14 protein-coding genes and 1 pseudogene are annotated in these 13,426 nt (G+C 70.3%); 10 read left to right on the top strand and 5 right to left on the bottom strand.

What is annotated here, in order from left to right; all coding sequences use genetic code 11:
* The first annotated feature begins 346 nt into the window (after positions 1–346).
* A complete protein-coding gene (locus tag LRS04_RS24260; protein ID WP_257818633.1) occupies positions 347–895 on the top strand; it encodes a kelch repeat-containing protein in 549 nt (182 codons plus the stop codon).
* Positions 896–970: 75 nt separating this feature from the next.
* Positions 971–1,750 (top strand): molybdate ABC transporter substrate-binding protein, encoded by a 780-nt coding sequence (modA, locus tag LRS04_RS24255; protein WP_257818631.1) that lies wholly within the window; start codon positions 971–973, stop codon positions 1,748–1,750.
* Here modA (LRS04_RS24255) and modB read toward each other — a convergent pair.
* Positions 1,747–2,421 (bottom strand): molybdate ABC transporter permease subunit, encoded by a 675-nt coding sequence (modB, locus tag LRS04_RS24250; protein ID WP_257818628.1) that lies wholly within the window; start codon positions 2,419–2,421, stop codon positions 1,747–1,749. The two genes, modA (LRS04_RS24255) and modB, sit on opposite strands and share 4 nt — an antisense overlap.
* 3 nt (positions 2,422–2,424) lie before the next feature.
* Complete coding sequence (modA, locus tag LRS04_RS24245) at positions 2,425–3,165, bottom strand: molybdate ABC transporter substrate-binding protein (protein WP_257818627.1); 741 nt, start codon at positions 3,163–3,165, stop codon at positions 2,425–2,427.
* Positions 3,166–3,223: 58 nt separating this feature from the next.
* Between modA (LRS04_RS24245) and LRS04_RS24240 the strand changes: the two genes are divergently transcribed.
* The 7 genes from LRS04_RS24240 (at position 3,224) to rodA (ending at position 10,174) form a co-directional block, all read left to right on the top strand.
* Positions 3,224–3,862 (top strand): TOBE domain-containing protein, encoded by a 639-nt coding sequence (locus LRS04_RS24240; protein ID WP_257818625.1) that lies wholly within the window; start codon positions 3,224–3,226, stop codon positions 3,860–3,862.
* Positions 3,859–4,008 (top strand): TOBE domain-containing protein, encoded by a 150-nt coding sequence (locus LRS04_RS24235; protein WP_257818624.1) that lies wholly within the window; start codon positions 3,859–3,861, stop codon positions 4,006–4,008. Before LRS04_RS24240 ends, LRS04_RS24235 begins: the two co-directional genes overlap by 4 nt.
* A gap of 247 nt (positions 4,009–4,255) precedes the next feature.
* Complete coding sequence (locus LRS04_RS24230) at positions 4,256–5,299, top strand: rod shape-determining protein (protein ID WP_257818622.1); 1,044 nt, start codon at positions 4,256–4,258, stop codon at positions 5,297–5,299.
* A gap of 61 nt (positions 5,300–5,360) precedes the next feature.
* Positions 5,361–6,347: a rod shape-determining protein MreC gene (gene mreC / locus LRS04_RS24225; protein ID WP_308238225.1), complete on the top strand. Its 987-nt coding sequence runs from the start codon at positions 5,361–5,363 to the stop codon at positions 6,345–6,347.
* Between the two features lie 142 nt (positions 6,348–6,489).
* Positions 6,490–7,014, top strand: a complete 525-nt coding sequence (locus tag LRS04_RS24220) for a hypothetical protein (protein WP_257818621.1) — start codon at positions 6,490–6,492, stop codon at positions 7,012–7,014.
* The gene (gene mrdA / locus LRS04_RS24215; RefSeq protein ID WP_257818620.1) at positions 7,014–9,023 is read left to right on the top strand and encodes a penicillin-binding protein 2; all 2,010 of its coding nucleotides are present in this window, start codon (positions 7,014–7,016) and stop codon (positions 9,021–9,023) included. Before LRS04_RS24220 ends, mrdA begins: the two co-directional genes overlap by 1 nt.
* Positions 9,020–10,174, top strand: coding sequence for a rod shape-determining protein RodA (gene rodA / locus LRS04_RS24210; protein WP_257818617.1), 1,155 nt, complete (start codon positions 9,020–9,022; stop codon positions 10,172–10,174). Before mrdA ends, rodA begins: the two co-directional genes overlap by 4 nt.
* A 3-nt stretch (positions 10,175–10,177) precedes the next feature.
* Here rodA and pip read toward each other — a convergent pair.
* From pip to LRS04_RS24200, 3 genes and pseudogenes are all read right to left on the bottom strand, one after another.
* A pseudogene (gene pip, locus LRS04_RS24205) lies at positions 10,178–11,169 on the bottom strand (prolyl aminopeptidase).
* A 9-nt stretch (positions 11,170–11,178) separates the two neighbouring features.
* Positions 11,179–11,598, bottom strand: coding sequence for an alpha/beta hydrolase (locus tag LRS04_RS27285; RefSeq protein ID WP_308238224.1), 420 nt, complete (start codon positions 11,596–11,598; stop codon positions 11,179–11,181).
* Complete coding sequence (locus tag LRS04_RS24200) at positions 11,499–12,158, bottom strand: alpha/beta hydrolase (RefSeq protein ID WP_308238223.1); 660 nt, start codon at positions 12,156–12,158, stop codon at positions 11,499–11,501. Before LRS04_RS24200 ends, LRS04_RS27285 begins: the two co-directional genes overlap by 100 nt.
* Positions 12,159–12,219: 61 nt before the next feature.
* Here LRS04_RS24200 and LRS04_RS24195 point away from each other — a divergent pair, with 61 nt between their 5' ends.
* On the top strand, positions 12,220–13,404 hold the full coding sequence (locus tag LRS04_RS24195) for a multidrug effflux MFS transporter (RefSeq protein WP_308238222.1): 1,185 nt from the start codon (positions 12,220–12,222) through the stop codon (positions 13,402–13,404).
* Positions 13,405–13,426 lie beyond the last annotated feature (22 nt).

Raw genomic sequence — 13,426 nt, 5'->3', positions numbered from 1 at the left:
GCCGCCGCCCGGTGGAGCCCCTGCGCCGACATCCCCTGGACCGTGCAGGAGGTCTATGGCGCGGCCTTCCGCGGCCAGGTGGCGATCGCCGGCGGCATGTCGCCGGGGCTTCAGGGCCTCCGCGCCGGGATCAACCCGCAGGACCGTCTCGGCCTCTACAATCCCACGACGGACCGCTGGACGGAGGGGCCGCGGCTGCCGTTCGCGCGCCACCATCCGGTTCTGGCCGCCGCCCGCGACCGGCTCTACGCCTTCGGAGGCTTCCAGGTGACGGAAGAGGGCGGCTGGGTGGCGATCCCCGACACCCTCGCCTTCGACGGCAAGGCCTGGACCCCCCGCGCCGCCCATGCCGCAGCTCCAGTGCGAGACCGTGGCGGTGACGCTGGGCGACCGCATCCACATCGCCAGCGGCCGGGCGCCGAAGGGCGCCTCCAACCGCGCCTGGAACGACCAGGGCGACATCGCCCTGCACCAGGTGTTCGACGCGCGGGCGCAGCGGTGGTCGATCGCCGCGCCTTGCCCGCTGGCCCGCAACAGCGCGACCGGCGCGGTCCTGGACGGTGTCTTCTACCTGGCCGGCGGCCGTCGCGTGGGGGAGGGCAACTCCGCGCGGCTCGACCGCTATGATCCGAAGACCGACCGCTGGGAGACCCTGCGCCCCATGCCCCGCGCCGCGGGCGGGCTGGCGGGCGCCGCGGCGGGCGGCAAGCTCTATGTGTTCGGCGGCGAGGGCGGTCCGGGCGTGATCCCCGACTGCTGGGTCTATGATCCGGCGACGGACCAGTGGGCCGCGGGGCCGGCGATGCGCACTCCGCGCCACGGCCTGGCCGGCGTCGCGATCGGCGGCAGGGTGTTCGCCGTGGGCGGCGGGGCGAAGGATCCGGCGGCCAGGTGACCGCGGTCACGGAGGTCCTGGCCGGAATCTGAGACGCCTTGGCTTCGCCCTATTCCAAGCTCTACTAGAGGATCGATGACCTCCCGGCGCGCCACCCTGCAGATGGCTGTGGCTGCGGCCCTCGCGCCGCGGGCGGTCCTGGCGCAGCCGGCGCCGGTTATCGCCGCGGCCTCCGACCTCGCCGACGCCTTGCCCCTGGTGATCGCCGCCTACCAGAAACGCACCGGCAAGACCGTGCGGGTGCTCTACGGGCCCAGCGCCGGGTTCGCCCGGCAGATCCAGGGCGGCGAGACACGGTTCGAAGTGTTCATGGCCTCGGACGAGGCCTATGTGGACCAGCTCCAAAAGGCCGGGCTCACCGCCAATTCGGGTGCGCTCTACGGGATCGGACGGCTTTGCCTGTTCGTGCCCAAGGCCTCGAAGGTCCGCCTGGACGCCCGCCTGCGCGACCTCGCCGCGGCGGCGGAGGACGGCCGGCTGCAGAAGCTCGCGCTCTTCACCACCAATGGTCCCTATGGCCGCGCCTCCCGCGACGCCCTGACCCAGGCGAAGGTGTGGATGCCCCTGCAGCCGAAGGTCGCCCTCGTCGAGACATCGACCCAGATGGCCCAGGTCGTCACCTCCGGGGGCGTCCAGGCGGCGCTGCTGCCGCTCAGTATCGCGGTCGTCCCGAAGGTGCAGGGGGCCGGGACCTACGTCCTGGTCCCGGAGACTGCGCACAAACCCATGCGCCAGCGCGCGGTGGTGCTGAAGGGCGCGAGCGCCGGGGCGGAGATGTTCTACCGGTTTCTGCGCGATCCCGAGGCCCGGGCGATCCTCAAGACCCACGGCTTCAGGCTGCCTGGGGGGCGCTAGAGGTCTTCCGTCGCCGTCCGCGCGACACGTCGCTCGAGCATCAGGAGCGCCAGCATGACCGCGAAGCCGAAGGCGACCAGCAGGCCGGCCAGCACATGGGCGTCGCGCCATTCGAGGGCCTCCACCAGCCGGTAGATCTCGATGGAGAGCACCTCAGTTTTCCCCGGGATGCCGCCGCCGATCATCAGCACCACCCCGAACTCCCCCACCGTGTGGGCGAAGGTCAGGATGGCGGCGACGAAGTAGCCGGGCGCGGCCAGCGGCAGGGCGATGCGGCCGAAGACGGTCAGGGGATGGGCGCCCAGGGTGGCGGCGGCGTCGAGGTTGTGGCGTCCCACGGCCAGGAAGGCGTTGCGCAGCGGCTGGACCGCGAAGGGCAGGGAATAGACCAGCGAGCCGATGACGAGGCCGGTGAAGGTGAAGGCCAGGGTGCGGACGCCCAGCGCCTGCAGCGGCGCCATCAGCAGGCTGTCGGGGCCAAGCGCGAGCAGCAGGTAGAAGCCCAGCACCGTCGGCGGCAGCAGGATCGGCAGGCCGACGACCGCGCCGACGATCTCCCGCGCGACCCCCTGTCCCCGGGCCAGCCACCAGGCGATCGGCGTCGCCAGCACGAGGAGCAGGACCGTCGTGAGGCCGGCCAGGCGGGCGGTGGTCCAGATCACCTCGGCCATGCGTCAGCGGACCTGGTAGCCGTACCGGCGGATCACGGCCTTGGCCTCCGGGCTTTTCAGGAACTGCAGGAAGGCGACGGCGGCCGGATTGCTTCGGCCGGTCCTGAGCAGCACGGCCTGCTGGTCGATCGGCGTGTGGAGGCTGGCCGGGACCAGCCAGCGCGAGCCGCCCGTCCCGGCGACCGCCTGTGAGAGCGCCACGAAGCCGACCTCGGCCGCTCCGGTCTGGGTGAACTGCCACGCCTGGGTGATCGAGGCGCCCTGGACGATCTTCGGCGCGAGCCTGTCGTAGAGGCCGAGCTTGCGCAGCGTCTCCACCGCCGCGACGCCGTACGGGGCGGTCTTCGGGTCGGCGATGGCCAGCTTCTCGAAGCCGCCCTTCCGGAGCACCTCGCCCCGTCCGTCGACCCGCCCGCCGTCGCGGCTGTAGAGCACCAGGCGGCCGGTGGCGTAGGTGAAGCGCGTGCCGGGAACCGTCAGGCCCGCGGCCTCCGCCCTCTGCGGCCGTTCCGCGTCGGCGGACAGGAAGACCTGGAAGGGCGCCCCGTTGGCGATCTGGGCGTAGAACTGGCCCGACGAGCCGAAGCTCAGCGTCGCCGTGTGACCGGTGCGGGCCCTGAACCGCTCGGCGATGATGCGGGCCGGCTCGGCGAAATTCGCGGCCACGGCCACGGACGCCTCGGCGGCGCCGGCCGTGGCGGGCGCCAGCAGAGAGGCGGCCAGCGCCAGCAGTCCCCTGAGCATGCCCCTCTCCGATATGTGGTAAGACTACATAACGCCTCGACGCCGCCCTGGAAACCACATGACCGAAGACCTCCGCGCCAGCCTGACCTTCCGACGCGGCGGCGCCCGCGTCGGGCTGGAACGCGTGGCCCTGCTGGAGGCGGTGGCCGAACTCGGATCGATCAGCGCCGCGGCGCGGAAGCTGGACCTCAGCTACAAGACGGCCTGGGATGCGGTGCAGGCGCTCAACAACCTCTTCGAGGCCCCGCTGATCGCCGCGGCGCCCGGGGGCCGGCAGGGCGGAGCTGCGTCGCTGACGCCGAAGGGCCATGCGGTGGTCGCCGCCTTCGGCCGCGTGCGGGCCGAGATCGACGCCGCGCTCGCCAAGCTCGAAAGCCACGTGGCCGCCGAACCGGTCGGCGACCTCTTCTGGAGCCTCGGCATGCGGACCAGCGCGCGCAACGCCCTTCGGGGCCGGATCAGTCACATCACCGGGGGCGCCGTCAGCGCCGAGGTGACGCTGGACATCGGCGAGGGCGTGGCGATCGTGGCGAGCCTTACCCGGCGAAGCGTCGAGGAACTGGGCCTTGCCGCCGGCCAGCCGGCGATCGCCCTGATCAAGGCCAGCTTCGTGGTGCTGGCGCGGGGGAGGGCCTGCGCACCTCGGCCCGCAACCAGATCGCGGGCGTCGTGGTCCGCCGCGAAGACGGCGCCGTGAACAGCGAGATCGCGCTCGACATCGGGGCCGGCAAGACCCTCGTCGCCACCGTGACACTGGAGAGCGCCGAGGCGCTCGGCCTCGCGCCCGGGGCGGCGGCGACCGCGCTCGTGAAGGCGCCGCATGTCATCCTCGCGGTGGAGTAGCGAACCCGTTGGGCGCCACCCTCCAGAACCGTGGCGATTCTCGGGCGAACCGCGCAGCGGAAATTCGCGCGCGACGCGAGAGCGCAGAGCTCCGTTTCGCGCTTGAATTCAACCACCCCACAGGGCAGAGGGGGAATGAACCTGCCAGCAAAGCGGTGCGACTCAGCGCAATCTCGTGCGCAAGTCGGGTCGTTTCGGTATCGCCGGCGGACCGCACGTTTTCAGCCCCCATGCACCAGGGCCTTGCATGATCCAATCCCTCTTCGGCGCGATCTCGAATGACATCGCCATTGACCTCGGCACGGCGAACACGCTGATCTACATGAAGGGCAAGGGCATCGTGCTCAACGAGCCCTCGGTGGTCGCGCTGCGCAACGTCGGCGGTCGCAAGGTGGTGCACGCCGTCGGCATCGAGGCCAAGCAGATGCTCGGCCGCACTCCCGGTCACATGGAAGCCATCCGTCCGATGCGCGACGGGGTCATCGCCGACTTCGAAGTCGCCGAGGAGATGATCAAGTACTTCATCCGCAAGGTTCACAACCGCAAGGGCTTCGTGAACCCGAAGGTGATCGTGTGCGTGCCGTCGGGCGCCACCGCGGTGGAACGCCGCGCCATCAACGACAGCTGCCTGAACGCCGGCGGCCGCCGCGTGGGCCTGATCGACGAACCGATGGCCGCCGCCATAGGGGCTGGCCTGCCGATCCACGAGCCCACCGGCTCGATGGTGGTCGACATCGGCGGCGGCACCACCGAGGTGGCCGTCCTCTCGCTCTCGGGCATCGTCTATTCCCGTTCGGTCCGCGTCGGCGGCGACAAGATGGACGAGGCGATCATCAGCTACATGCGCCGCAACCATAACCTCCTGATCGGCGAGACCACCGCCGAGCGGATCAAGAAGGAGATCGGCACGGCCCGCGCGCCGGCCGACGGCGAAGGCCTCTCCATCGAGGTGAAGGGTCGCGACCTGATGCAGGGCGTGCCGCGCGAGGTCCGCATCTCCGAGAAGCAGGCTTCGGACGCGCTCTCCGAGCCGGTCGGTCAAATCGTCGACGCGGTGAAGATGGCGCTGGAAGCCACCCCGCCGGAGCTTGCCTCGGACATCGCCGACAAGGGCATCATGCTGACCGGCGGCGGCGCGCTGCTGCGCGGCCTGGACGCCGAGATCCGCGACCACACGGGCCTGCCGGTGACCGTGGCCGACGACCCGCTGAGCTGCGTGGCGCTCGGGTGCGGCAAGGTGCTCGAACATCCGAAATGGATGAAGGGCGTCCTCGAATCGACGCTAGCCTAGGACCGGTAATCTGACCGGACGCGAATGGGCGGCCGGGGGGCGCGCGCAGACGAGGCTTTAGGTGTCCTTACGGGACAGTCCGCTTGGTGAACTGAAGGTCCCGCTGGCCTGGACCGCGGCCGTGGCCGTGATCGTGGCCGGCGTCGCGGCCACGGCGGTCCTCATGTCGGACCGTCGCGAGACCTTCCAGGCCGAGGCCTACGGCGCGAGCCGCAGCGTGTCTGACCGCGTCCTGACCCCCGTGGGCGAGGTGCTGTCCGCGCCCGGCCGCTGGACCGGCGCCGGCGTCGAGACGATCCGCGGCTACTTCTTCGCGGTCTCCGAGAACCGCCGGCTGAAGGGCGAGCTGCGCGAGATGCGCCAGTGGCGCGACGTGGCCATCGCGCTGCGCGACACCAACGAACGCTACCGCGTCCTGCTGGGCCTCAAGACCGATCCGCCGATCCCGATGGTGGCGGCCCGCATCGTGACCGACAGCCGCGGCCCCTACGCCAACACCCGCCTGGCCAATGCCGGCCGCGAGAAGGGCGTCGAGAGCGGCAATCCGGTGATGAGCGAGCACGGCCTGGTGGGCCGGGTGATCGGGGTGACGGATGGGGCGAGCCGCGTGCTGCTGCTCACCGACATCGCGTCGCGGACGCCGGTGATGATCGACCGGACCAACGCGCGGGCCATTCTGACGGGCGACGGCGGACCGAACCCCAAACTCGACTACCTGCGCGGCATCGATCCGGTGAAGCAGGGCGACCGCATCCTGACCTCGGGCGACGGCGGCGTGCTGCCGCGCGGCCTGCCGGTCGGCACGGCGGTGAAGGGCCTGGACGGCCAGTGGCGGGTGGTGCTGGCCTCGGACAAGTCCGCCATCGACTTCGTGCGCATCCTGCTCTTCGAGGATTTCACCCAACTGGTGAACTACAAGGACCTCGACAGGACGAGTGTCCCGCCGCCGACGCCCGGCGCGCCGACCCTGCCGCCTCCAGTTCCGGCGACGCCGCCCCCACGGGCGCGACGACCCCGGCAGTCACCGGCGCCGCGCCCGCGCCGCTGAACCGCGCCCCAGCCCCGGCGGCTGGGCCTGCGGCGCCCGCCGCCGCCACGCCCGCGCCCAAGGCCGCCGCCACGCCGCCGCCCAAGGCGGCCACGCCGGCTGCGAAGGCTGCGGCGACGCCGGCGCCGAAGGCCGCCACGCCATGAGCCAGGCCCGGTCGCTCGAACCCTGGAGGTGGCTGGGCATCCCGATGGTGCAGGTCCTGGCGGCGACCATCCTGTTCGGCGTGCCGCTGCGGATCTGGGGGCTCAGGCTGCCCGAACCGATCTTCCCGCTGGCCGTGGTGTTCGCCTGGGCGGTGATCCGCCCCTCGATGATCGCGCCGTTCCTCGTGCTGGCGATGGGCTTCTTCCTCGACCTCTACTGGGGCGGGCCGCTGGGCCTGTGGGCGCTGTGCCTGCTGATCGCCTATGGCGTGGTGCTGGCGGCCCGGCCGATCATGGCCGGCCAGAGCCGGACGATCCTGTGGGCCTGGTACGCGCTCGTGGTCGCCACAGGCCATGCTGGCGGCCTATCTGTTCGTGATGCTGGACGTGAAGAATCCGCCCGGCCTGATCCCCATGCTGTGGCAATACCTCGCCACAATCATCCTTTATCCCTTCGCACATCGGCTCATCGACATGTTCGAAGACGCCGACGTCAGGTTCCGGTAGGGGGCGCCGGTTAATGGCCGAACCCGCGATCTACTTCGAGGATGTCAACGAGCGGCAGGGCGTGTTCCACCGCCGGGCCTTCCTGCTGGGCGGCATCGCCGGTCTTGGGATCACCGCGCTCGGCGGCAGGCTGGCCTACCTCCAGCTTCTGGAGACCCAGCGGTACGAGAAGCTGTCGGCGTCCAACCAGTTCAATTTCAAGCTCGTCACCCCGCCTCGAGGCCTGATCACCGACCGCAACGGTGAGATCCTGGCGGCCAACCGACCGAACTTCCGCCTGCTCGTCGCCCGCGACGAGGACCAGAAGCCGGAAGACACCCTGAAGACGCTCGCCAACTTCGTGCCCATCGAGGAGCCGCGCATGAAGCGGCTGGTGCGCGACATCAAGAACGCCCCGAAGCGCGCGCCTGTCTCGGTCATGGAGGACATGAGCTGGGAGCAGTTCAGCGCGATCAACGTCCGCGCGCCTGAACTGCCCGGCGTCACCGCCGACATGGGCGAGGTCAGGGTCTATCCGCACGGCGGCGCCTTCGCCCACGTGATCGGCTACGTCGCCAAGGTGAACAGGGAAGACATCAAGCCGACCGGCCCGAACTCCGACCCGATCATGCTCCACCCGAGCTTCCGGATCGGCAAGCAGGGCGTCGAGAAGGCCTTCGACCTGGACCTGCGGGGCAAGCCCGGCGCCCGCAAGGTGGAAGTCGACGCCAACGGCCGCGAGGTGCGCCACGACCCGAACGGCGACATCCCCGCTGTGCCGGGCCAGGAAATCCAGCTCACCCTCGACGTGGACATCCAGAACCGCGCGCTCGAGGTGTTCGGCGAGGAGAGCGGCGGTGCGGTGATGATCGACTGCCGCACGGGCGACATCCTGTGCATGCTGTCCGCGCCCAGCTTCGACGCCAACCTGTTCGTCCGCGGGCTGCAAGGCGCCCAGTACCGGGCGCTGGCCAACTACGAGCGCAATCCGCTGCTCGACAAGTGCCTGTCCGGCACCTACCCGCCGGGCTCGACCTTCAAGACCATGACCGCGCTCGCGGCTCTGGAAGCCGGGATCGATCCGGAGCTTCGGGTGTCATGCGGCGGCGGCATGCAGTTCGGCGGCCGCTACTTCCGCTGTCACAAGAAGGAAGGCCACGGTCCGCAGAACATGCGGGACGCGATCAAGAACTCCTGCGACGTCTATTTCTACAGCGTGGCGCATCGCATCGGCCCGGACCGCATCGCCGCCGTGGCCCGTGAGTTTGGCTTCGGCCAGACCTTCGACATCGGCATTCCCGGCCAGAAGAAGGGCATCGTCCCCTCGACCGAATGGGTCCGGAAGAACCGTCCGAGGGATCCCAAGTGGCATCCCGGCGAGTCGCTCAGCTACGGCATCGGCCAGGGTATGTTGACCGCCAACTGCCTGCAGCTGGCGGTGATGACCGCCCGCCTCGCGAACGGCAAGAAGGCGCTCAATCCGCGGCTGATCAAGTCGGTCGGCGGCAGGGAGATGAAGCGCGGCTCGGACGCGCCGGACCTGCCGTTCCCGCAGGACCACCTGAACTATGTCCGCGACGGCATGGCCGCGGTGACGGAGGCGGGCGGGACCGGCTTCCGAGCCTCGCAGCTCGGCCTCGGCGACATCCTGATGGCCGGCAAGACAGGTACGGCGCAGGTCTACAGCTACAAGGCCGGCGGGACGCGCGGGAAGGGCGGCCCTGGCGGCTGCGCGACCACGGCCTGTTCGTGGCCTTCGCGCCGCTCGATGCGCCCCCGCTATGCGCTCGCGGTCATCGTCCAGCACGGCATGGGCGGCTCTACGGCCGCCGCGCCGCGTGCCCGCGAGATCATGCGCGTGGCCCTCTTGAAGGATCCCGAACTCGTGGCGCGCATCCAGAAGCCGCTGCCCATGCCCGAGCTCGCGCCCGACCCCGAGGCCGACATCGTGCCGGAGGCGCCGCTGATGGCGACAGCCGAGGCGCCCCCGCGCCCGGCTTCGGGCGCGCCCGCCGCCGCTCCTCCCGCGCGAGATCCCGCATGACCGTCTCGGCGCTCACCCGCCCCGGCGAACGCGACCGGCTGATCGTCAAGCTGAGTGAGATCGACTGGATCTTTGTCCTCTTCCTGTGCCTGATCGCGGGCGCGGGCGCCGTGATGCTGTTCTCGGTGGCCGGCTCCTCCTGGACGCCCTGGGCCGCCAACCACGTGATCCGCTTCAGCATCTGCCTGGGGATGATGATCGCGCTGGCGATGATCGACATCCGGGTCTGGTTCGCGCTGTCGTATCCGATCTACGGCTTCGGCCTAGTGCTGCTAGTCGCCGTGGAGCTTTTCGGCGACACCCGCCTGGGCGCCCAGCGCTGGCTCTCCATCGGGTCGTTCAGCTTCCAGCCGTCCGAGATCATGAAGCTCGGCATCGTGATGGCCCTGGCGCGGTTCTATCACTCGGTCTCGGCGGATCAGGCCAGGCTCTCCTGGTGGCTGGCGATCCCGGCCCTGATGATCTTCGTGCCGGTGCTGCTGGTGGCCCACCAGCCGGACCTCGGCACCGCCATGCTGATCCTGCTGACCGGAGCGGCGATCGTCGTGCTGGCCGGCCTCGACTGGCGGATCATCGCCGGCGCCATCGCCGCGTTCATCGCCATCGTGCCGCCCTTCGTGATCTTCGTGATGCACGACTACCAGCGCCAGAGGGTGCTGACCTTCCTCGACCCCGAGAGCGACCCCTCCGGGTCGGGCTACCACATCCTGCAGTCGATGATCGCCCTGGGCTCCGGCGGCCTGCTGGGCAAGGGCTACGGCCTGGGCTCGCAGAGCCAGCTCAACTTCCTGCCGGAGAAGCAGACCGACTTCATCTTCGCCACGCTCGCCGAGGAGTTCGGCTTCGTCGGCTGCATCTCGGTGCTGATCCTCTATGCGGCCGTGATCTTCATGGCGCTCAGGACGGCCTACATCAGCCACAGCCACTTCGGCCGGCTGGCGGCCGCGGGGCTGATCTCGACCTTCACCCTCTACGTCCTGATCAACGGGGCGATGGTCATGGGCCTGGCGCCGGTGGTGGGCGTGCCGATGCCGATGCTGTCCTACGGCGGCACCGTCATGCTGACGGTGATGATCGGCTTCGGGCTCGTCATGAGCGTGCGCGTGCACCGCTATTCCGAGATCACCTCGGGTAAGGGCTCGCTGCTTTAGGGCTCAGCCCCGGAAGGCCTGATCCGTCGCCCGCACCAGGGCGTCGACGATGCCCGGCTCCGTCGAGGCATGGCCCGCGTCCCAGACGATCTCGAAGCGGGCCTCGGGCCAGGCGGTCTTCGCTTCCAGGCCGCTTCCATGGGCGTCACCACATCGAAGCGGCCCTGAACGATCCAGCCTCGGATGTCGCGGATCCTCGCCACGTTCTCGAGGATCCAGCCGTCGTTCGGGAAGAAGCCGCCGTTGGCGAAGAAGTGGCACTCGATCCGCGCGAACGCGATGGCGAAGTCGATTTCGTTGAACTTCGACGGCCGCGCCTCCGGGCCGCGGATCGAGATCGTGTCGCCCTCCCACTGGCTCCACGCGGCGGCGGCCTCAGCCTGCACCCGCCGGTCGGGATGGGTCAGGCGCTTGTGGTAGGCGCCGATCATGTCGCCGCGCTCGGCTTCCGGGATCGGGCGGACGAACCTTTCCCAGGCGTCCGGGAACAGCATGCCGGCGCCGTCCTGGTAGAACCACTTCAGCTCCCGCTCGGTGAGCAGGAAGACACCCCTCAGCACGAGGCCCGAGACCCGCTCGGGATGTTTGATCGCGTAGGCCAGCGCCAGGGTGGAGCCCCAGGAGCCGCCGAACACGCACCACTTGTCGATGCCCAGGTGCTCGCGCAGCCGCTCGATGTCCTCGATCAGGCTCCAGGTGGTGTTGTCGTCCAGGCTGGCGTTCGGGCGCGAGCGGCCGCAGCCGCGCTGGTCGAAGAGGGCCATCCGCCATTTCGCCGGATCGAAGAACCGCCGCATGGTCGGGTTGATCGCCCCGCCCGGACCGCCGTGCAGGATGACACAGGGCTTGCCGTCCGGGGCGCCGCATTCCTCGAAATAGATCTCGTGCGGGCCGCCGGTGGCGAGCCACCCGGCGTTGAACGGCTCGCTTTCGGGGAACAGCCCCCGCCGGTGCGCAGATCCGGAGACGGCGGGCAGGGGCGTATTGCGTTCCATGCCTTCCTTCTACTTCGGGAAGCGGCGGCGCATCCAGTCGAGGATCAGCCGGTTCACCTCTTCCGGCTTCTCCTGCTGCGTCCAGTGGCCGGAGCCCTCGACCATGTGCGTCTCCAGGTCGCCGACGAGGGCCTTCATCGGCTCGGCCATCTCGGGCGTCAGCACGGCATCGAGTTCGGCGGTGATCATCAGGCAGGGGAAGCCGTCCACACGCTGTGGCAGGCCCTCGGCGCGCTGCCAGTTGGCGGTGAAGTTGCGATACCAGTTCACCGGCCCGCCGAAGCCCGTGCGCTCGAAGGCTTCGACGAAGGGCGCCAGCTCCTCCGGCGTCAGGAGCTGGGCGCCGTCGTCGGCGCCGTCCCACTGCTGGAGCAGGTCCTTGAAGGCGAAGGTCGAGCCGCCCTCGGCCGGCTGGGCGGCCGCCTGCATGGCGCGGGGCCGGCGCATGAAGAAGCGCATGGTCTTCTCGACGTCGGCGCCCAGCACGGACCCGGTTCGTCCGGAGTCTGGAACCAGACGATGTACATGTCCGGCCCGAAGCGGTGGCGGAAGATGGCGATGGGATCGACCGGCGCGCGCGGCAGGAAGGGCGTGTTCAGGCCGATCACCCCGGCCACGCGGTCGGGGTGGAGCAAGGGCATCTGCCACACGACGATGCCGCCCCAGTCGTGGCCGCAGAACACCGCCTTCTCCACGTCCAGGTGGTCGAGCAGGCCCACGAGGTCGCCGGTCAGCTGGTCGATGCCATAGCTCTCGACACCGGCCGGAGTGGACGAGAGGCCGTAGCCGCGCTGGTCCGGCGCGATCACCCAGCGGCCGGCGTCGGCAAGCGCCTTGATCTGGTGGCGCCAGGAGAAGGCCAGCTCCGGGAAGCCGTGGCACAGGACGATCGGGATCCCCGCGCGCGGGCCCGCCTCGTAGTAGGCGATCTCGACGCCGTTCACCTGCGCCCGCCGGACCGGCGGCATCATGGATCTGAGTGCGGACATCGTTCGTGTTCCCTCGTATTCGCGCTGGTCCGCGCCGAGCCGTGACTGTAGGCAAGCTTTCGTGACGTCAGCCATCCCCGAACCTTCGCCGAGGGCCGCGACGCCGTGGGGCCTCGTCGTGCTGCTCGGGCTGCTGACGGCGATGGGGCCACTCTCCATCGACATGTACCTGCCGAGCCTCCCGGCGATCGGCGACGACCTCCGGGCCTCGGCGAGCCAGACCCAGGCGACGGTGGCGGCCTTTCTGGCCGGCATGGCCATCGGCCAGTTCTTCTACGGTCCGGCGTCGGATCGGTTTGGCCGCCGTCCGCCGATCCTGCTGGGCGCGGCGATCTATGCCGTGGCCTCGCTCGGCTGCGCGCTCGCCCAGTCGCCGGAGCAGCTGATCTGCGCGCGCTTCCTGCAGGCCCTGGGCGCCTGCGCCGGCGGTGTCGTCTCCCGCGCGGTGGTCCGCGACCGGTTCGAGCACACCGAGACCGCCCGGATGCTCAGCCTGATGATGCTGATCATGGGGCTGGCGCCGATCCTGGCCCCGCTGCTGGGCGGCCTGCTGCTGGCGGTGGGCGGCTGGCGGACCATCTTCGGGTTCATGGCCGCCTTCGGCGCGGCGATCGGCGTCGCCGCCTTCCTGCGCCTGAAGGAATCCCGCTCCGAGGCGACCCAGGCCCAGGCGCTGTCCGAACACCCCTTGCGGGCCTACCTGGCCCTGCTGCGCCAGCCGCGGCTGGTGGGCTACGGCCTGGCCGGCGCGCTGAACGGGGCGACGCTCTTCACCTACATCTCCTCGTCGCCCGAACTGCTGATCGAGATCTACGAGGTGCCGGCCGCCCAGTTCGGCTGGCTGTTCGGCCTGAACGCCGCGGGGATCATTGGGGCCAACCAGGTCAACCGCATCCTGCTGCGGCGGCGCACGCCGGACGAGGTGCTGGCCCGGGCCAGCCTGGTCGCCGTCGGGATCGCGGGCCTGCTGCTGCTGGCGGCGGTGAGCGGGATCGGCGAGCGCTGGACGGTGCTCCCGCTGCTCTTCTGCTTGCTGGCGACCTACGGCTTCATGCAGGGCAACACCATGGCCGGCGCTCTGAACATCGACCCGCTGCGGGCGGGCTCGATCTCCGCCCTGCTCGGGACCGCCTCGTTCGGCGTGGGGGCGATCGCCCGGCGGCTTCGGGCGCCTTCCACGACGGCACGCCGCGACCCATGGCGATCGTCATGTTCGCGACGCTCTGCGGCTCGGCCCTGGCGCTGAGGCTGCTGGCGCTCCCGAAGCC

Source organism: Phenylobacterium sp. J367 (genome assembly GCF_024699985.1).
Lineage (GTDB): Bacteria > Pseudomonadota > Alphaproteobacteria > Caulobacterales > Caulobacteraceae > Phenylobacterium.
This window is presented reverse-complemented; position numbering and strand designations above follow the sequence as displayed.